Source organism: Bacillus sp. 41-22 (assembly GCF_025809295.1).
Taxonomy (GTDB): domain Bacteria; phylum Bacillota; class Bacilli; order Bacillales; family Bacillaceae_G; genus Bacillus_A; species Bacillus_A mycoides.
This window is the reverse complement of sequence record NZ_CP084035.1, coordinates 2,468,774-2,487,577: the sequence shown is the minus strand read 5'-3', so window position 1 is coordinate 2,487,577 and position 18,804 is coordinate 2,468,774. Positions and strand designations below refer to the sequence as shown.

General features: G+C 31.6%; 18 protein-coding genes. 4 read left to right on the top strand and 14 right to left on the bottom strand.

Going from position 1 to position 18,804, the window contains the following annotated elements:
- Positions 1-195: 195 nt before the first annotated feature.
- Positions 196-1,566 carry an aminotransferase-like domain-containing protein gene (locus LCF45_RS12645; RefSeq protein ID WP_263894866.1) on the bottom strand — a complete coding sequence of 457 codons (1,371 nt, stop codon included), beginning with the start codon at positions 1,564-1,566 and terminating at the stop codon, positions 196-198.
- A gap of 124 nt (positions 1,567-1,690) precedes the next feature.
- On the opposite strand from LCF45_RS12645, the gene LCF45_RS12640 reads away from it, so the two are divergent.
- Together LCF45_RS12640 and LCF45_RS12635 are read left to right on the top strand one after the other, a co-directional pair.
- Positions 1,691-2,629, top strand: coding sequence for a DMT family transporter (locus LCF45_RS12640; RefSeq protein WP_263894865.1), 939 nt, complete (start codon positions 1,691-1,693; stop codon positions 2,627-2,629).
- Between the two features lie 17 nt (positions 2,630-2,646).
- Entirely contained in the window at positions 2,647-4,338 is a 1,692-nt protein-coding gene (locus LCF45_RS12635; RefSeq protein ID WP_263894864.1) for a M3 family oligoendopeptidase, read from the top strand.
- A 68-nt stretch (positions 4,339-4,406) separates the two neighbouring features.
- Here the strand turns inward: LCF45_RS12635 and LCF45_RS12630 are convergent, their stop codons facing one another.
- Positions 4,407-5,483, bottom strand: a complete 1,077-nt coding sequence (locus tag LCF45_RS12630) for a helix-turn-helix domain-containing protein (RefSeq protein WP_050000480.1) — start codon at positions 5,481-5,483, stop codon at positions 4,407-4,409.
- A gap of 325 nt (positions 5,484-5,808) precedes the next feature.
- Here LCF45_RS12630 and LCF45_RS12625 point away from each other — a divergent pair, with 325 nt between their 5' ends.
- A complete protein-coding gene (locus LCF45_RS12625; RefSeq protein ID WP_050000481.1) occupies positions 5,809-6,786 on the top strand; it encodes a phosphotransferase enzyme family protein in 978 nt (325 codons plus the stop codon).
- A gap of 114 nt (positions 6,787-6,900) precedes the next feature.
- Here the strand turns inward: LCF45_RS12625 and LCF45_RS12620 are convergent, their stop codons facing one another.
- The 8 genes from LCF45_RS12620 to LCF45_RS12585 form a co-directional block, all read right to left on the bottom strand.
- Entirely contained in the window at positions 6,901-7,356 is a 456-nt protein-coding gene (locus LCF45_RS12620; protein ID WP_078206962.1) for a cupin domain-containing protein, read from the bottom strand.
- 242 nt (positions 7,357-7,598) lie between these two features.
- Positions 7,599-8,978 carry a dihydrolipoyl dehydrogenase gene (gene lpdA, locus LCF45_RS12615; RefSeq protein WP_033729482.1) on the bottom strand — a complete coding sequence of 460 codons (1,380 nt, stop codon included), beginning with the start codon at positions 8,976-8,978 and terminating at the stop codon, positions 7,599-7,601.
- Positions 8,979-9,181: 203 nt separating this feature from the next.
- Positions 9,182-9,778: a TetR/AcrR family transcriptional regulator gene (locus LCF45_RS12610; RefSeq protein ID WP_002127527.1), complete on the bottom strand. Its 597-nt coding sequence runs from the start codon at positions 9,776-9,778 to the stop codon at positions 9,182-9,184.
- A gap of 156 nt (positions 9,779-9,934) precedes the next feature.
- A complete protein-coding gene (locus LCF45_RS12605) occupies positions 9,935-10,642 on the bottom strand; it encodes an aminoglycoside phosphotransferase family protein (protein ID WP_003189412.1) in 708 nt (235 codons plus the stop codon).
- A 116-nt stretch (positions 10,643-10,758) separates the two neighbouring features.
- Entirely contained in the window at positions 10,759-11,553 is a 795-nt protein-coding gene (locus LCF45_RS12600; protein ID WP_003189410.1) for a VOC family protein, read from the bottom strand.
- A gap of 117 nt (positions 11,554-11,670) precedes the next feature.
- Positions 11,671-12,504: an alpha/beta hydrolase gene (locus LCF45_RS12595; RefSeq protein WP_078206961.1), complete on the bottom strand. Its 834-nt coding sequence runs from the start codon at positions 12,502-12,504 to the stop codon at positions 11,671-11,673.
- Positions 12,505-12,640: 136 nt separating this feature from the next.
- Complete coding sequence (locus LCF45_RS12590; protein ID WP_003189406.1) at positions 12,641-13,393, bottom strand: class I SAM-dependent methyltransferase; 753 nt, start codon at positions 13,391-13,393, stop codon at positions 12,641-12,643.
- Between the two features lie 287 nt (positions 13,394-13,680).
- Positions 13,681-14,019, bottom strand: coding sequence for a winged helix-turn-helix transcriptional regulator (locus tag LCF45_RS12585; RefSeq protein ID WP_033713746.1), 339 nt, complete (start codon positions 14,017-14,019; stop codon positions 13,681-13,683).
- 194 nt (positions 14,020-14,213) lie between these two features.
- Here LCF45_RS12585 and LCF45_RS12580 point away from each other — a divergent pair, with 194 nt between their 5' ends.
- A complete protein-coding gene (locus LCF45_RS12580) occupies positions 14,214-14,930 on the top strand; it encodes an SDR family oxidoreductase (protein ID WP_078206960.1) in 717 nt (238 codons plus the stop codon).
- A 195-nt stretch (positions 14,931-15,125) separates the two neighbouring features.
- Here the strand turns inward: LCF45_RS12580 and LCF45_RS12575 are convergent, their stop codons facing one another.
- The 4 genes from LCF45_RS12575 to LCF45_RS12560 form a co-directional block, all read right to left on the bottom strand.
- Complete coding sequence (locus tag LCF45_RS12575) at positions 15,126-15,938, bottom strand: MerR family transcriptional regulator (protein WP_078206959.1); 813 nt, start codon at positions 15,936-15,938, stop codon at positions 15,126-15,128.
- 133 nt (positions 15,939-16,071) lie between these two features.
- Positions 16,072-17,532, bottom strand: coding sequence for a serine hydrolase domain-containing protein (locus LCF45_RS12570; protein WP_263894863.1), 1,461 nt, complete (start codon positions 17,530-17,532; stop codon positions 16,072-16,074).
- On the bottom strand, positions 17,532-18,044 hold the full coding sequence (locus LCF45_RS12565) for a hypothetical protein (RefSeq protein ID WP_263894862.1): 513 nt from the start codon (positions 18,042-18,044) through the stop codon (positions 17,532-17,534). Before LCF45_RS12565 ends, LCF45_RS12570 begins: the two co-directional genes overlap by 1 nt.
- Positions 18,041-18,382 (bottom strand): PadR family transcriptional regulator, encoded by a 342-nt coding sequence (locus LCF45_RS12560; RefSeq protein ID WP_002032268.1) that lies wholly within the window; start codon positions 18,380-18,382, stop codon positions 18,041-18,043. Before LCF45_RS12560 ends, LCF45_RS12565 begins: the two co-directional genes overlap by 4 nt.
- Between the last annotated feature and the right edge of the window lie 422 nt (positions 18,383-18,804).

Below are 18,804 nucleotides of genomic sequence, written 5' to 3'. Positions count from 1 at the left end.
ATATAACATCTTCTGAACTACCTTTAATTTACTTACAAATACCCCATTCTCTTATTTTTATTCAAGAAAACGACCTTTTAATGGTATATCATGAATGGAACGATTTTTTTGTAATTAAACATTATTATTGTGACTCAACCAGAGCGGTACATACAAACAAGGCTATTCTATTCAAAGCAAGCCCCCTCATAAGCATTATTCTTTTTTAAACTGAAAATCCACACGGTTCATTCGTTTTATTTCCTCAATTACTTTGCCAATCCCTTCTTCAATCTTTTCTTCTTTTACATTAGATACATTTAACTTTAACAATCTCTCTTTATGAAAGTTACTTAAATAATTTTTATTAATAGAATCTATGCTTAGTTGACTCTTGCTTAAATTTTTAATAAGTGTATCCGTAAATATGTTTCTTTTCAACTGTAAACACGTGTGTATTCCAATTGAATCTACAGATCTATAAGTAAACAAACGTGGGTTTTCATTTTGAACATCTTCTACTACTTCCGCTAGTTTTTTTGACCTATTGTAGTAAGTTGCTTTTATTTTATGTTTATGCCGATCAAACATTCCGCTCTTTATGTAAATTTCTAAAGCAGCTTGCGAAATCATAGGACTATCGATATCTAATATCTTCTTATACTTATAAAAGGCATCTGCAATAGATTGTGGGATGACTGCAACACCGACTCGTAAACCTGGAAAGATGATCTTCGAATAACTTTTTAAATATATAACATGATTACAATTATCTTGGCTGTAAAACGGATCTACTTTTGAATCAGTTTCTAAATCTGCTAAATAGTCGTCTTCCACTATAAATACATTATATTTCTTCGCAAGTTGAATAATCTTTTCTCTCTCTTTTTTAGAATACGAAGTTCCAAGTGGATGGTGAAACCTTGGTATTGTATAAAAGAATTTAATTTTTTCTGTTCGGAATATCTTCTCTAGTTCATTTAAATCTATCCCTTCATGTGTACGCTTTATTCCGATCACAGAGATCTTATTTATTTCTACATATTCAATATATAAATGATAACTTGGCTGCTCAATTAGTATCGTTTCGTTTTCATTCGGAAATGGTATTGAAGTTAATATAGCAAGCGCCTGCTGCACACCTGACGTTATAAATATATTATCTTCCTTTGTGAAAACTTGATAGTTTGCTAACTGTTTTTGCACAACCGAAATTAAAGATGGTAACCCTTTCGGTGTTCCGTATATAAACAAATCATTCTTATAGGTATCAATCGCTTTATTAATGCAATGCTGAAAATCTAAGTATGGAAAAACATCTGGATCTGGGGCCGAAGAAGCGAAATCAATAATCTCGTTACTTTCTACGTAACTTCCAGATTTCTTAACAACGTAGTATCCACTTTGAGGTACAGAATAAATAATATGACGCTTTTCCAATTCATGCAGCGCTCGTATTACAGTCGCCTTATTACATTCATATTGTGTAACAAGCGACCGTATAGACGGTAATTTCTTTCCTTCTTTTATCTCACCATTTTGAATCATACTTTCTAAGTCGTTCAAAACATGTAAATATTTATACATCATTACACCTCCTATTTTTTTGTACCGGTACAGTTTGTATTTGTTCACATTGTAGCACTAGATCAGAAGGATTACTATGTACGTATACTGGCCAGTAAGAAATCAACTACTATGAGGTGGAATTATGACAAATACAACAAAAGCATATATATCAGCATTACTCTATTCATTTATTATTGGGTTTTCATTTATGTTTGTGAAACTAGCACTAACCATTACGAGTCCTCTTGATACTCTGGCTCACCGTTTTACAGTTGCCTTCATAGCAGCAACCATTCCGGTTATTTTCGGTTTTGTAAAGTTAAATATATCATTAAAAAACATACTTACACTTTTACCACTCGCAATATTTTATCCAGCATTGTTCTTTGCTTTCCAAGCATTTGGCTTAGTATATACAAGTTCATCTGAAGCTGGAATTATACAAGCAGCGATCCCTATATTTACGATGATACTAGCTTCCTATTTTTTAAAAGAATATACGAATACATGGCAAAAAACATCAGTATGTATTTCTGTCATAGGTGTCATTTATATATTTGTTATGAATGGTATAGGGGCTCATGAAACGAGCTTTATCGGTGTTATTCTCATTTTATTATCGGCATTATCATCTGCTTGCTACAATGTATTAGCTCGAAACATGACAAAGAAATTCAAGCTGATGGATTTAACATACACAATGACAGCAATCGGTTTTATTAGTTTTAATTTCATCGCAATCATTGACCATATGAACAAAGGTACAATAACTGTATACTTTAAGCCATTTACGAATGGAACATTCCTTATCTCCATTTTATATTTAGGATTACTATCTTCCTTACTGACAGCATTATTATTAAACTATTCATTATCTTATATTGAAGCAGCCAAAATAAGTGTTTTTAGCAACTTATCTACACTTATTACCATTATCGCAGGCGTTGTATTCTTACACGAGCAAATTGCCTACTATCATATTGTCGGTACACTTATGATTGTTCTTGGAGTAATAGGCACAAATTTTCTAGGGAAAAAAGGAATCATAGCGAAAAAGAAGAATACCTCCTTGAGTAAATAAAAAGTGAGGGGTAAATAATGCAGAACTCTAATACGATCGATATCCGTAATATACATGAGCTAGAGAACGAATTATCTACTTTATTAAGTAAACCCATTTCTTCAGGAGAAGATTTAGAAAATTGGCTGAAAATACAGTCGAAATTAATATGGGAAATCGAAGAACAATTGAGATCACACTATATTGACTTTCAATGTAATACAGATAACAAAGAAATAAAAGATACGTTTGAATATGATCAACAATATGTACGGCCTCTTTTGAAACGTTATCAAAATTCCTTTGATAATAAATATTTAGAGTCACCATTTCGAATGCAACTTGATCCAAAAACTTATAGCTTACTAGATAAAAAAATAAAAAATGCGCAAACATTATTTTGTGAAAAGAACATTGATTTAGAAGTAAAAGAAGACAAATTAGTAACCGAGTACTTCGAAATTACAGGCAGTTTGACTGCACTATGGGATGGCGAAGAAAAAACAATTACTGAACTACAGTCTTACTTACAAAATCCGAATCGTGATATACGAAAAAAAGCAAAAATGTTCATTTCTGAAAAATTCTTATCTGTTGAAAATAATTTACAACATATTTTAAATGAATTAATTGCAATCCGTCACCAAAAGGCAAAAAACATTCAATTAGATAATTATTGTGATTATATGTTTAAAAAATATGAACGTTTTGATTATACGGCTGATGATTGCTATGAACTTGCAGAATCCGTTCGTAAATACGTTGTGCCACTTATTGATAATATATTTAATGAGAAAAAAGCTGAACTTCAAGTAGATACACTTCGTCCGTGGGATCTAAAAGCAGCCGCACCAAATCAAAAAGTATTAAAACCCATTGAAGACGAGAGTGATTTAATCGAAAAAAGTTCTCATATTTTACAAAAACTAGACCCAGAATTTTCTGCATTATTGAGCCGTATGCATAAAAATGATTGCTTAGATTTAGAAAGTCGTAAAGGAAAAGCACCTGGAGGATTTTGCGAACACTTACCTGCTTCTCAATTATCTTTTATTTTTATGAATCTCAATCATACACATTATGATGTTACTACTTTCCTCCATGAAATGGGCCATAGTATTCATAATGAATGTATGAAGCAGCTAAAGCTACAAAAATATTTAGAAATCCCTTCAGAATCAGCTGAGCTAGCCAGCATGACAATGGAATTGTTTTCGATGGAGTATTGGGATACATTTTATGAGAATACAGAAGAATTTATAAAAGCAAAATTAGATTTCTTTAAAGATATTGTTAAGTATTTACCACAAATGCTTATCGTTGATCAATTCCAACATTGGATGTATGAAAATCCAAATCATGCTGCTAAAGAAAGAAATGAAAAATATTTAGAATTACATAACACTTACCAATCGAACGTGGTAAATATTGAAGGTTATGAAAACTGGATAGCAACTGGCTGGTTACCTGTACTACACATATTCGAAATACCCTTCTATTATATTGAATATGCAATCGCGCAACTTGGTGCATTGCAAATGTATAAACAATACAAGGAGAATCCTAAACAAGCACTACAAAATTACAAAAAAGCATTATCTCTAGGTAGCTCTGAATCCTTACCAGAGGTATATGAAGCAGCTGGAATTCGTTTTGATTTTTCTAGTGAGACAATAAAAGAATTAATGGCATTTGTAGAAGAGGAATTGGAATTACTTAAACAAATATAAATAAAAAAATGCATCTGTCCTTATAGGTGCATTTTTTATTGTTTTTTTATTCAACACAAATTGAATCTTTATCTCGCTTTATTAATAAGCTCTATATATTGTAGGTCCCCATATCCTATTGTTGGAAAAAGATTAAACAACCTTTTTAGTAACTCTTGTGTTGGTAAACCTTTATTTTTGGAGATATACTTTACTACTACATTATTTTCTTTTAGCATCTCTAAATATAAATCTATCGCCTGATACATTACAGGTAGTATCTCATGAGATGGCTTTTTTTGATTTACTAGAACTTGATTATAAACTGAAAAATAGTTTCCTAATTCAAGTTCAATTTGACTTACTTTAAATTCATCCTCTCTGAAGCTATTTAAGTATACTTTTCCCTTATAATCAGACTGTTCAAGATAAGAAAGTACGGTAAGTAGATTCATTTGGCAAAACATATCCTCACCAAACCATAAAACGATACATTTATACTCTTTCTTAAAAAGATTCTCTAAAGGATGAATAACCTTTTTTATATAATTTTCTACAGTACCTTGATGTCCTTCTGCCCTTGTTTTAATAAACTCATCATCAAAAATCTGTGCAGTAGTCGCATTTACACACATAGCTTCATTAAATGGAGCGTAATCAGATTCCCCCATTAGTCTTTCACTTTTAAATTCTTCATACATAAATTGACCATTTAATATGTTTAGTACATCTTTATCAAACAGCTCACTCTTCGCATTTCGTAACTGATTAACTTCAACTTTTCTAGAAAAATTCATTCTATCCCACTCCTTGCCATCATTGATTGAGAGTTTAATAAATGATTGAACCGGTATTTTGTTAAGTTGGAATTTCCCTGGGGTTATACCAAAAACAGTTTTAAATGCTCTACTATAAGCCTCTTGCGAAGAGTAATCGTAATCAAATGCGATATCAATTATCTTTCTATCATTCGTCAAATCTTCCGTTGATAAATACAATCTTCTAAGAAGAATATATCGTCTAATACTTATCCCTGTTACTTGATGAAATTTAAACGAACAGAAGTAAGGAGAATACCCCATATAATCAGATAATTTATCTAATGAAAACTCCTTTTTTAAATTGCCCTCAATCCATTCAATCATTAGCTGTATATGTTCATTCATTTATCTCCCTCCTCACTAAATATTATAAGAAGTATCCACTTCTTTCTTTTGATATTTCTTGTGGTTTATAACATTAACCACCCTCTAGAACCTTTAAATATCATATGTAATTACTCATTTCATATTTTTTCAGCTATCTTATTTTGTCATACATTTACTTTTCAATAAAGTGAAACTTTAATCAGTGGGGAGCTTGTTCCTCCCCACTGATTATTATCCCATACTAATCGGACTTTTACGGGATAAATCTTTTTTAAAGGATTCTACCAAATAAAACACGAAATTTGTAAGTTAATGAACTAGTAGTTTTGTGAGTGGAAAATTTATGTTTGGAAAGGAAGTTAAAATGAATAATATAGAAAAAGAGATACTTAAACTAATTAATAAACTATATCCATTGGATTTTATTGAAATGAAACCAATAACAAATGAAATGTATCAATGTCTCACAGCACAAGGTACTTACTTCGTTAGAATTACAAACTATAAAACATATGAAGAGCAATTAGAAGAAGTTACATATACGAAATTTTTATATCAAAAGGGCTTAGGAGTCCCTCCCATAATACCTTCTTTAAAGGGGAATTTAGTAGAGAAAATAACATTAGACAAAGAAGTTTTTGCTGTATTATATAAAGCTGCTCCTGGTATACATTTACCAACAAACGAATGGAATTCTAATGTATTTAAAAAGCTTGGTCAACAAATTGGTAAATTACATCGTGCATCTAAAAATTTTGAAAGTATTGAACCAGTAAAACATATAAACGACTGGTATCAAAATGAAGAGTATAATTTTCTTAACTATATCCCAAAAGAAGAGACTACTATAAGAGAAATTGCATCTGACGTTTTAACTTCTATAAAGGAGCTGCCAAAGTCCACTTCAAATTACGGCTTAATTCATGGAGATTTATGGTTAGAAAACATATTAGTGGACAATGATTTAAATTTAACAATGATTGATTTTCAAGACTGTGAAAAACATTTTTACATATTCGATTTAGCTGTTCCAGTCTATAGCGCGATAGAATATTCTTTCGTTGGGAATGGCAACATAGTCGACTATGAGAATTCTATTACAAAAGCAATAATCGGCGGATACCAGGAGGAAAATGATTTACCTACAGAAATGATAGAGCAGCTTCCATTGTTTATTAAATTAAAGGAGATATTCGAATATAGTTTAATGCATATGTATTGGAATAAAGAAGAGTTAACTGAGGAACAAGTACGGATAATGAACCTTTATAGAATAAAGATTGAAAAAAGCCATTCTTTAAACACAGTTGGTTTCCTATGAAGTACACCCAATTGTTACATTCAGTTTAACAATTGGGTGTACTTTTCTATAGATAAGTTTTCTTCAAAAGACAAAATACAAGGAGCGAAACGATATTTAATCGTACAGTGGCACCTATTTTTTAATCCATTCAACGGATTTATCTAACTTAATACCATCCTCGATATTACTTTCTTCCAAAGTATTTGCCCTAGCTTGAATACAAATAAAATAGAGAGGTTCACTTGAATTGTTACGCCAAATTCTTTCCCCCTCTTGTGCCACCCTTATGACAGTACCCTCTTTGATTTCAAGAATTTCATCATCAATCTTGAATTCCCCTTGTCCTTTGACGAAGATATACAGCTCTTCATTTTCTCTATGCTTATGATAAAAGGGCATTGAAATGCCTGGAGGGAAAACATTTAGTGAAACTTCCATCCCTGTACATTGTAAGTCATCTTTAAGAAATACCTTTCCAGGAGCTTTAAATGGATTTCCATTTTTATATTGAAGCAGATCCTCCCACTTTCCTACTTGAACAGCACTAAAATTTTTACCTTCCATTGTTGAATTAACAAATTGACTCATTTGTATTCTCCTCTCATATTTGTTTTCCATAATTCGACTTTTAATTCTCTAATAAATGAATAAATCCTCTCACAAAAAGAAACCGAATAGTCTCTTTTTCACGGTAAAAAAACGGCTCAATTAGCCATAATATGTTATTAAGAAGTTTATTAGTAAAGATTGTTTTTTACATATTTATCTCTACATTTATTTTATTTAGAATTTCTAAAAAACGAAGCAATCCAATTTTTATTAATTAATATTTATTTAAAATTGTAAATTAAGTCCTCAGCAGCTTCCATCACAATCTCACTTAAAGTTAGTTGAGCATGTGGTGTTAATGCAATATCTTCAACTGTCATGCCTGATTCAATTGCTAAACCCATTTCGGCAATTATTTCTGATGCACCATTACCCACGATTTGAGCACCTACTAATACACCATCTTCTTTACGCACCAATAGCCTCAAGAACCCTTTTCCTTCATTTGATACAAGTGCACGACCGTTTGCTGAAAATGGGGATTGAATCACTTTTACTTCCATGCCTTCTGCCTTTGCTCGCTCTTCAGTATAACCAACTGTAGCTAATTCAGGATTTGTGAAACAAACTGCTGGAATTGCCAAGTAATCAACACATGATAGTTCACCAGAAATAGCTTCAGCAGCTACTTTTCCTTCGTAAAATGCTTTATGTGCAAGCTGTGGACCAGCAATAATATCACCGATAGCAAAAATGTTCGGAAGGTTAGTACGGCATTGTTGATCAACTTTTAATAAACCGCGGTCAGAAAACTCAATACCGATTTTTTCAAAACCCATATTTTCAGTATTAGGACGACGGCCAACCGTTACTAATACGTAATCAGCGTCAACTTTCTTTTCTTCACCACCAATTTCGTAGGTAACAATTACACCATTTTCAACTTCTTCAACACCTTTAGCGGATGCATCTACTATTACTGTAACACCTTTGTTTATAAGGTCTTCTTTCACAATTTGAGTCATTTGTTTATCGAAGCCAGTTAAAATATCTTTACCTCCTTCAATAATTGTTACTATAGAACCGAGGGAAGCGTAAGCAGAGCCCAATTCAGTACCAATGTAACCACCACCGATTACAACCAATTTACTTGGAACTTCAGTTAAACTAAGTACACCTGTAGAGTTAATCACACGTTTTGTAAATTTAAATGTTGGAATTTCAACTGGGCGTGATCCAGTAGCTATAATTGCATTTTTAAATGTATATGTTTGAGCTGCATCTTTATTGGTTACTCGTATAGTGTTAGCATCCATGAAATAAGCTTCACCTTTTATCACTTCTACTTTATTGCTTTTTAATAACCCTTCTACACCACCTACTAATTTCTTTACAACGTTGTTTTTAAATTCTTGTACTTTTGCAAAATCAACATTTACACCAGAAGAAAAAATACCCATATTTTCTGAATGCTTTGTTTCCTCAAAACGATGACCTACAGAAATAAGTGCCTTAGATGGAATGCAGCCGACGTTAGCACATACGCCACCAAGATTCTCTCTTTCTATAATTGCCACTTGTTTCCCTAATTGTGAAGCTCTTATTGCAGCAACATATCCTCCAGGTCCAGAGCCAATTACGATTGTTTCTATTTCTCTCATATCCTTTTTCACACTCCTCCAAAAATTAGAAACAGGTAGGCCGAAATTGTTCATACTCTACACATTTTTCAATTTACTATTTTGTATTAGTACCATTCTTCTCTCAACCGTTTTTTCATAGTTCCATCATGGAATTTCTATTAAGTGATCACCCCCTCAAAAAAGAAACCGAACAGTCTCTTTTTTGCGATAAAAATTACGGCTTACTTGGCCGTAATTTGTTTTTCCAATTCATCTAAAAGTCGTGACGATACTGTATCAATATAGACTGTATCTTGGTATAAGCGTGACAAGGCAAGTGCTCCTTCAAGAGAAGAAATCCAGATGATAGCAATCTGCTTTGCTTGAGTATCTGATCTTAACTCCCCTTGCTCAATTCCATTCGTAATAATCTTTTCAATCATTCCAAGTAATTGATTCATCGCTATCTGTGCTTGTTCTGCCATAAGTGGGTGAGAATCATCTGCTTCTAACGTTACATTCATGATTGGACAGCCTCCTGGAAGAGGATCATTATGAACGAGAGATGTAAAAACTGAGATAAAACTTTTTAACTTATCAAATGTAGTGGATGCTTTTTTTATTTCTTCAATATAACGCACTCCCATTTGTGAAGTTGCGTGCTGAAAGGCTTGAACAGCCAAGTCATCTTTATTTTTAAAGTGACGATAAATACCACCCTTCTCTAGCCCAGTCTCTCGCATAATATCAGAAATTGAAGAACCACTATACCCCTTTATATTAAACAGAGCAGAGGAACGATCAAGAATCATTCTTTTTGTTAATTCACCTTTACGCATAGTGTCCTCCTAAAAGAAAACATTTGGTCTCTTTTTAGTATATGACAAACCGAAAAGAATTAGCAAGAAAAATAACGGAGAGAATCAATGAGTAAAAAAATAAATGATTCACTATTTTAATAGGGATCAAAATAAATACTTGAAAACATCTTTTATTTACAGAGGTGTACTCTCTGCCAATCTAGCTGCGCTAATAATAGGAGCCCACTGGAAAATTTCATCTCTTAATAAACCTGTTTTTTTGCAATATATATGTAAATACATTTCAGCTAATTCCTCTGAATTCTGTGAATACAATAAGTATGTCCGAAACACATCTGCACGAATATCACCTGAACTAGCATCAACCCAATCTATAATATTCACATCACCATTACTCATAATTAAATTAAACGGATGAAAATCACCATGACATAATCTAGGTTCAAATGTGATTGAATCTAACTTTTTTAATATATTTCCCTTTTGTTTTTCATCCAGATCATGTACGGAGTTAATTTGACGATAAAGCCTCTTTTCCATCAGCTCTATTTCATCCGATCTCACATAGATCGCATGAATCTTTTGTTGTACACTAACACATATACTTATGTAATGCTCCGCTTTACTCAAATTATTAAGCAAAAGCTCACCAACACTTTCCCCTTCTACATATTCCATAATAATAGCTTGTCTACCTTGTATCTCTGTAACTTCAAATACTTTAGGAACGTGTAAACCACATGAATATGCATACTTTTGTTTTCGTGCTTCGTATAGAGATTCTGTATTAGGGAGGTATTCTTTAAACAATTTCACAACTTTATTATCACAAAGATAAATTTCAGCCGTATTTCCTTTGGCTATCGGATTTCCTAGATTCAATTCATTTCTCTCCTTACAGTAAATTAGAATAACGCCTTATAGTCCTCTATAAATTCAGTGTAATTATACTGAAACCCTTCTTCATGAAAATGAAAAAAACTTACCCCTCCCTATAATTATATAGAAAGTGGTAAGTTTAATTTTCTAGGAATATCGGAATGAAACTCCGGTGTATGCAAAACAGAAAATGAATACCCTTGTTGAATAAACAATACTTCAGTATGTTTACTTTCAAATGGAACACCATTTTTCTTAAAGTTATTTTGGATTTGTTGTAAAAACGCATGATCCGGTGTTCCGAATGAAACATGTACTTTCGGTGGTAAAGCTTTCATCGCGATTGGAATCCACGGTCGCTGCCACCAGGTTGCAACGATATATGCAGTGCCACCTATTACAAAGTTAAAAATATCCCCATCTTCCTTCGTTTTCATGTCTAGATTTGATTTCAACCATTCCGTAAATACAGGTACACTTTTAACCGGAAGACCAATTTCCCTTACGTATAAAATGTTTAACGGTGAATGCGGGACTAATACATCTTCTTTAACATAACTATGTGCAATAATTTCGAGAAGATTTCCATCACCATCTTTAAAGTATAAATTGAATAGACCATTCTCCTCACCAATTGTATGACCATCTTTCCATTTCACAATGAGTAATCCAGACTCTTTAAGCCATTTTGCCGTTTCATGAAACTTTGAATATGGGATCTCAAAAGCGAAATGCGCAGGTGCAATTGGTTCATATACTTCTTGAAAACTAATTGTTGTATACGGTGTTACTTCAAATTGAATATATGATGCGATTTCTTTTTTTATTGGAAAAGATAATATGTCTTTATAGACTTGTTTTACCCCTTCTATAGAAACCGTTTGTAGTTTTATATCTGATATATGTGTAATCACTTTACATTCCCCCTTGTTTCTTATTATCTATTCTTATTGTATTACACTTATAAATAGATAAAATCAAACCGAAGGGTGGATTTTTCATGTAAAAACTACAACTTTAGTATGAATATGTTAGCTCCAATTACTTTTTATTTCCTCTATAACAACTTCTGGTTTATCCCAGTGTAACAAATGTGTAGTATCAGAGATTAATTTTACTTTCGCGCCAGTTTTTAACTTGAAAATCCTCACTGTTTTATCTCTATATTCATCCCATATTTGTGGAACTGTAGCTCGAAGCAATATAATATTAGATGGTAACTTCTCGTAAATATCTATCGTTTCATCTTTATGCATACCTCTTATTATATTACCAGCTGTTGTACCTCTCGCATGCCAACATACTTTATTATCCATTTCAATCCCTAGGTCTTTTACAGCAACTTCTAATAATGGAGACCACCTAGTATATGCTTCTTTTTCACTTTTGAAAAATCCACCCCAATTATTAAAAATATATTCTTCAAAATCCTTTTCGTAATACGCGATTTCCTCTTCAAGCGTTTCTTCTTGAAGCCTTTTTGTTTGATATCCACCATCAATAAGAATACTTCCTAGTACTTTTTCTGGATTATTTAATAAATAAAATAGTGCTACAAAACTTCCCCACGAATGTGATAAAAAATAGAAATGTTCAATTCTCAGTTCATTTATTATTTCATTTAACCAGTTTGCTAAATTCAGCATCTCATAATCTTCCGTTCTTTCAAAGGGCGGTGTTTTACCATGCCCAGGTGCATCAATGGAGATAAATCTATACTCTTCCTTTAATTCCTCTGCAATTTCTATAAAACTTAAACTCGTACTACCTAACCCATGTAAACAAAAGATAACGGGCTTTTCATTATTTCTCCACTCAGTAATATGTACGTTTATTTTTTCGTTGTTAATATAGTAACGTTTCAAAATAATTATCCCCTATATTTCAATTTTCAGATTACCACTTTACCTATTTCTATGATTTTTAAGTTTTCCCTGCATTCTTTTCCACAAAAAAAGCTGATTTTCTTTTAAAGAAAATCAGCTTTTACGTTAAAATACACTATGATTTAACAGCAATAATCATAAACCTTTTTGAATTCGTACGAATACCTTTTTCGGAACTATTAGCGTCAATGAACTTTTGTAAAATATTAAAGTCCTCTTCTTTTTCTCCAAATCTAGGAATAATAGGCGTATGTTTTAATAAGAAAATAAGATCCTCAGGAGTACTGTAATAATCAGTAACATCATATTCACGTACTTGTACGAGTTCAAATCCTGCACTAATAAGTTCACCCATATAATTATCTTTTAACGTACCATCTCTTTCACCTAAACATTGCCCTCTACCAAATGCTTCTTTAAGATTTAATTTATCATGTTCGCTAACTTGTTGTGTTAAGAAAAAAGCACCTTTTTTCATTACTTTTGCCAATTCAGATGCTACAAACGGCGCATGACAACTTGAAGTAATATCAAAATGAGCATGCGGAAACGTTAAAAATTCCGAATCCATTTGAAGAAATTCAACATTTTGTATACCTGCTTTATTCAAATTGGAATGTGCTGTTTTGATCATTCCATTAGAATTATCTATTCCAATCAGTAATGCAGCTGAAGATGCTATTTTTAATATATTCTCTCCTCCACCTGTGCCAACATCAAGTAGAATATCTGATGGTTTACATCTTTCTTGCACTTCGCCATAAAAGTCCCAAGTGTCACCTACAGTTTCACACTTTAGCTTACTAAAGTCCCACCCATTTAATCGTCCCACTTTATCATAAAAACTTTTATACTCTAATTCATTCATTTTATTATTTCCCCTTTGTAAAAATGCATTAACTGTTTAGATGATTCTCGAAATAGACTCATAGTTGATATTATCGTGAAAGGGCCTACGTCTTCTTTTATATCTGCTACGCATTTTTTCAGCCCCGAACAACTAGTTACTTCGAACGATACAGCATTTCAGCTATATCACCTCATCTGGAAGACTGCATATATAATAACCTATAACACTACTTAATTATATATTATAAAATACAAATTATTAAAACGATATGTTTCGACAAATTCCATTTAGTTTACATAATAATGTTATATTTTATTTTTATCAATATATTCTAAATGTCCTCTTCCCCAACCACACATACTATCTAAAACAGTACTAACTGTTTTTCCATGCTCAGTTAAGCTATATTCCACTTTAGGTGGTATTTCTTGATAAATTTCACGTTGTATTAGTTGATCTTGTTCTAATTCACGAAGCTGCTTCGCTAATGTTCCTTGAGAAATGTCTGGTATTAATCGCTTTAATTCACCAAACCGTTTCGTTCCATCTGTTAATAATATAAATAAAATAAGTGGCTTCCATTTCCCTCCGATTATTTGTAATGTCGCTATTACCCCTTTTAATTTCGGTTCCTCTAAATTCACTTTCCTCACCACTCCCTCAAATCATAAATTATAATGAGTAATTTTTTATATTATGTATCCATATAACAAGCGATTAGTACGAATTTTGCGACTATGTACATATAAAGTGCGTACTTTTCACTTGCAATCTTTTAGCGAATAATAAAAGCATAGCAGTTTTATTTTAAAGTTTTTATTAAAGGAGGGGCTAAAATATGTCTATTACTACATTAAAGGATACTCGTATCGTTATCATTGGTGGAAGCTCTGGTATTGGATTAGTAACAGCAAAACAAGCAATCGAACAAGGCGCACATGTTATTATTGCAGGACGCTCGGAAGAAAAATTAAAAATTTCTCGAGAATTAATAAATAACAACCATCTTCAAACTTATGTATTGGATAATCAAAATAAAGAGCAATTACAAGATTTTTTCAAGACAGTTGGGAATTTTGATCATTTATTCACACCGGGAGCCTCTTACACACTTGGACCAATAACCGCTACAGAGGAAATTGCTGAAAGCAGCTTTATCGGAAAGTTTTGGCCACAATATTACGCCGTAAAATATGCAATTCCTTTTCTTTCAAAATCTGGATCTATCGTGTTAATGTCCGGTGCATTTAGTCAAAGACCACTTAAAGGTGCACCTGCTTATGGCGCTTGTAATGGTGCTATTGAAAGCTTAGGGAAAGCTTTAGCTGTTGAATTAGCTCCTATTAGAGTTAATGTTGTTTCTCCTGGAACGATACGAAGAGAGAATGAACAAAATGAGAAAAGACTAGCTGCTTATGAAGATTATAAATCTCTTTCTCTTGTACAGAGACCTGGGTATAATGATGAAATTGCACATACTGTCCTGTATTTAATGCAAAATGGTTTTACTACAGGTAGTGTATTATTTCCTGATGGAGGATACACATATCATTAATTTAAGATTCAACTGTAAATTATCTTGAAGGTTTTTATTTAAACACAATTTCCAGTAGGTATAAAATTTTTAAACTGCCTCCACTTATTTTCGTAATTTAAAATTTAGTTGATGAATCAAACCGACAAGCCCTTTAGCTATACATTTTTGAGCACAAATAAGTAAAAAAAGGCATAGCTAAAGGGCTTTTTTTACTTATTTGTTAATTGGATAACAAACCTCTGTAACCCACTTATTAGGATCCGATTCCATCGCTGGACTAACGTGATAAATATTAAACATCGGTCCGGCTAACTCATAACCTTCCGTTTCAATCCATTTTGCTGCCGCCTCATTTACAGCTGTCATTTGTTCATAACTTCCGTTAACTGTTATTGAAGCTACATAGGATGGATCTATCTTTTTGAAATTAACATCTTTTGTATTTTCATGCTCCCCTAAAATATTTATCTGTATTTCTACATCCACATCATTTTCCTTATATTCTTGATCATGGAATGTAGCAATACTATAACTCGGATTAGCTATACTAATATTTTTAACATTAATTTCTTGCATCAATATACTCCATAAATCCCCTTCGCAATTATACGATGGAATAACCTTTCTAACACTTGCTACATTTCTTTCTGGAATTTCTTTTAATGAAACATGATAGTTCATTTCAATACCATCCTCTCTCATCGTTTTCATTGAGTCTTCGAGGAGACGTAATTGTTTTTTGAGATCGTCCATTTCTTCCTTTATTTGAGCACTACGATTTTCAAATTGTGACTTTATTACTTCAATATTTTCACTCTCTACTAATTCTTTAATAGTGGCAATATTAAATCCCATATCTTTTAACACTTGAATTTGATTTACTTTCTTTAATTGGGCTGCTGAATAATATCGATAACCACTTTGCTCATCGACTTTTACTGGCTGTAATAATTCCACTTTATCGTAATGTCTCAACATACGTATGCTAATGGAAGAAAGTTTTGAAAAATCTCCTATTTTGAACATTAGTTCCTCCTATTTATTACAATTATTCGAAGCTCAACTTAAGCTTAAACAATGACATTATTGTGTGAGAGTCAACTATTTATAACAGTTTAAACGATTATTTAATGTATTATATTTATATAATTAAAAGCTCTTACGACTTATTTACCACTTTACTTTTTAACGCAATATATATTGATATTAATCCATTTACATTCAATAAAGTAACTATAATACTAATGAGCAACGCTACATCTGCAGAAAACATTTTAATCGTCTGCCACGGTGAATTTGTACTATAAATAAGAAGTGGAATTAAAGTAATAGATAATATTAGAAATAAACTCCCTAGAAAAAGCCAGGTCATTTTTTTACAAATTTTCTTACGTTTATACTTTATTATTAACATAATTGCTGTAATAAAAAGTGCGAATATTAATATTGACATAACAATTTGAACTATTGGTATATTTTTTGGTATATCAACCGGTTCTTCACCATTCAAAATATTAATAATCCCTTTTTTAAATTCTGGTAGTGATGCTTCTTCTAAAACATGATTTTTATTCGTTAAAATCACAACACCCCAGCCAGTTTCATTTAAAATAAATATTTCTGCATGTGAATCAGGAGTTGAGCCTGAATGCCAAACCATCTTTTCGTTTCCATTTATATTTGTTGTCCTCAGTCCAAAACCATAATATTTCGCTGAATCTATTTTATATAATGGAGATAAATAAAGATCCATACTATCTTTATTTAAAAATTGTGTATGCTCTTGGTGATTCAAAAACTTAATGAATTGAATCATATCTTCTAGATTTGCTGTAATATATCCATATGGTGTCCCACCATTATCATACGACACCGTACTTTTTCTTGGTATTCCAAACCATGATTGATAACCTGTTAAATAACCCTTTTTATAAGACTCTTCACTATTTGCTGCTGCACCATTCATTCTTAATGGCTGAAAAATTTGCTTCTCCATATAAGTAGAGTATGTCTCTTTTGAAACTTCCTCAATAAGTGCACCAAGAACGAGATAATTTGCATTACTATATTGATATTTTTGTCCTGGGGGAGCAGTTAATGTTACATTCGACAGTTTCATTACATTTTCTTTTATAGCCGTAGTAGTCTTTGATTGCTTATCTGATAATGCTAAACCTTCATAGGTACTCATTCCACTTGAATGTGTTAGTAGATGTTGGATTGTTATATTTGAGGCCGATTGATTATCTTTTACTTTAAACCAAGGAAGATGTTGTTGAACTGAATCCTCTAATTTTATTTTTTTATCTTCTATTAACTTGACTATAGCTAAAGCTGTTAAAGATTTACTTATTGAGCCAATCGCAAATGGGGTTTTACTAGTTACCTTTTTTTCAGACTCCCCAGTAATCCCCCATGTTTTTGTAAAGAATACATCTTTATGATGTACAATTGCAACGGAAGCTCCAGGAATGTTCTGTTCCTTTATAAATTTTTCAATATACTTATCTAATGTAACTTTAATATTTTGCTGAGCATAAACTTTTGGATGTACGATACATAATATTAATACATTACAAAGAATACAAATTTGAAATAGTTTATAGATAGTTTTCTTCATTATACTTTAGATAGCTTTCTTTTTTTATAACTTATTAGGCTAATAAATACTAATATAGAGAGCGTAAAACTAAACATTATTAATACATAGTTCCACCATTGATTCTCTGCTATACGATATAAAAGATTATAATTAAATGTATTTTTGCTATTAGTTCCGTTAAATGATTCAGTTAAAAATAGTGAAAGTGTAGTTTGTGAGATGAGGTAAGTAATAACTGCGATGAATATGCCACCTAAGATAAATGTGCTCGAATTTCCCTTTTCATTTTGAAGTTGTCTCATTTTAACTTGTAGGTCAATTTCATTTATTTCTAAAAAATCTTGAACAAATAATTGAGGCGTATCTAGATCATTTATACTATCCTCCCCATTTTCACGACATTCTTGAATATGCTCTAAAATTTGTTGTTTAATATTTTCCCTTTCTTCTAAGCTGATATCGTATTGCTTTAATTCCTTAAGTACGTCAGTTAAAAATTGATTTTCTTTACCGTTTAATTCATTCCTCATTTCAGAAGGTCTCCTTTCAAACCACTTTTTAATAATGTTTGAATATCAGATTGTAATTCTAACCACTCATTAATTTTCTTCTCAAGACGTATTTTCCCGTTTTCATTAATTTCATAATAGATTCTAACTTTACCACTGTCTGTTACTTCTTGATAAGTATTTACCCACTCTTGATTTTTTAACTTAGTTAAAATAGGGTAAATACTTCCTACTCCTTTCAATTTTAAATTGTGTACTTCAAGTTCTTTCATAATTTCATAACCATAACTTTTCTTTTTCGACAAAATAGATAACACACACATTTCTAAATGACCTTTAATTAAACTTGTTTTGTCCATAGGATAAATTTAACAGAAATATATACTTCATTCAAGTATATATTTCTGTTAAATTTAAAAATTCTAATAATTATACAATCACTAAAAAAGTAGCATATTCCTTTTGTTATTATCCAAATAACCTAAATTATTATCCAAAAAAAACATTTTTATACGTCAATAATTATATAATAAATGATTATAATTAACGATTTAAAACTAACTCTCACAGATAAATGGTATTTACATCTTAGAAAGACTAACAAAACTTAAACATAAATGCCAACCTGTAATACCTTTCAGTTTAAAATTTAAGAATAATTTATATTGGTATTACAAATAGATTTTTCTTGCTCTATTATCTATCCACCTTAACACGTTTAAAGAAACTCTTCTTCAACATAAAAACTCATTTGCAGATTATTGCAAATGAGTTTTTAATC

Bases quoted from the DNA above. Each gene is read 5' to 3' on its own strand.
- LCF45_RS12565 (WP_263894862.1), bottom strand. From the start codon at position 18,044: ATGAGGAATGAATTAAACGGTAAAGAAAATCAATTTTTAACTGACGTA.
- LCF45_RS12630 (WP_050000480.1), bottom strand. From the start codon at position 5,483: ATGAATGAACATATACAGCTAATGATTGAATGGATTGAGGGCAATTTA.
- LCF45_RS12560 (WP_002032268.1), bottom strand. From the start codon at position 18,382: ATGGACAAAACAAGTTTAATTAAAGGTCATTTAGAAATGTGTGTGTTA.
- LCF45_RS12640 (WP_263894865.1), top strand. From the start codon at position 1,691: ATGACAAATACAACAAAAGCATATATATCAGCATTACTCTATTCATTT.
- lpdA (WP_033729482.1), bottom strand. From the start codon at position 8,978: ATGAGAGAAATAGAAACAATCGTAATTGGCTCTGGACCTGGAGGATAT.
- LCF45_RS12570 (WP_263894863.1), bottom strand. From the start codon at position 17,532: ATGAAGAAAACTATCTATAAACTATTTCAAATTTGTATTCTTTGTAAT.
- LCF45_RS12635 (WP_263894864.1), top strand. From the start codon at position 2,647: ATGCAGAACTCTAATACGATCGATATCCGTAATATACATGAGCTAGAG.
- LCF45_RS12620 (WP_078206962.1), bottom strand. From the start codon at position 7,356: ATGAGTCAATTTGTTAATTCAACAATGGAAGGTAAAAATTTTAGTGCT.
- LCF45_RS12575 (WP_078206959.1), bottom strand. From the start codon at position 15,938: ATGTTCAAAATAGGAGATTTTTCAAAACTTTCTTCCATTAGCATACGT.
- LCF45_RS12580 (WP_078206960.1), top strand. From the start codon at position 14,214: ATGTCTATTACTACATTAAAGGATACTCGTATCGTTATCATTGGTGGA.
- LCF45_RS12590 (WP_003189406.1), bottom strand. From the start codon at position 13,393: ATGAATGAATTAGAGTATAAAAGTTTTTATGATAAAGTGGGACGATTA.
- LCF45_RS12610 (WP_002127527.1), bottom strand. From the start codon at position 9,778: ATGCGTAAAGGTGAATTAACAAAAAGAATGATTCTTGATCGTTCCTCT.
- LCF45_RS12645 (WP_263894866.1), bottom strand. From the start codon at position 1,566: ATGTATAAATATTTACATGTTTTGAACGACTTAGAAAGTATGATTCAA.
- LCF45_RS12625 (WP_050000481.1), top strand. From the start codon at position 5,809: ATGTTTGGAAAGGAAGTTAAAATGAATAATATAGAAAAAGAGATACTT.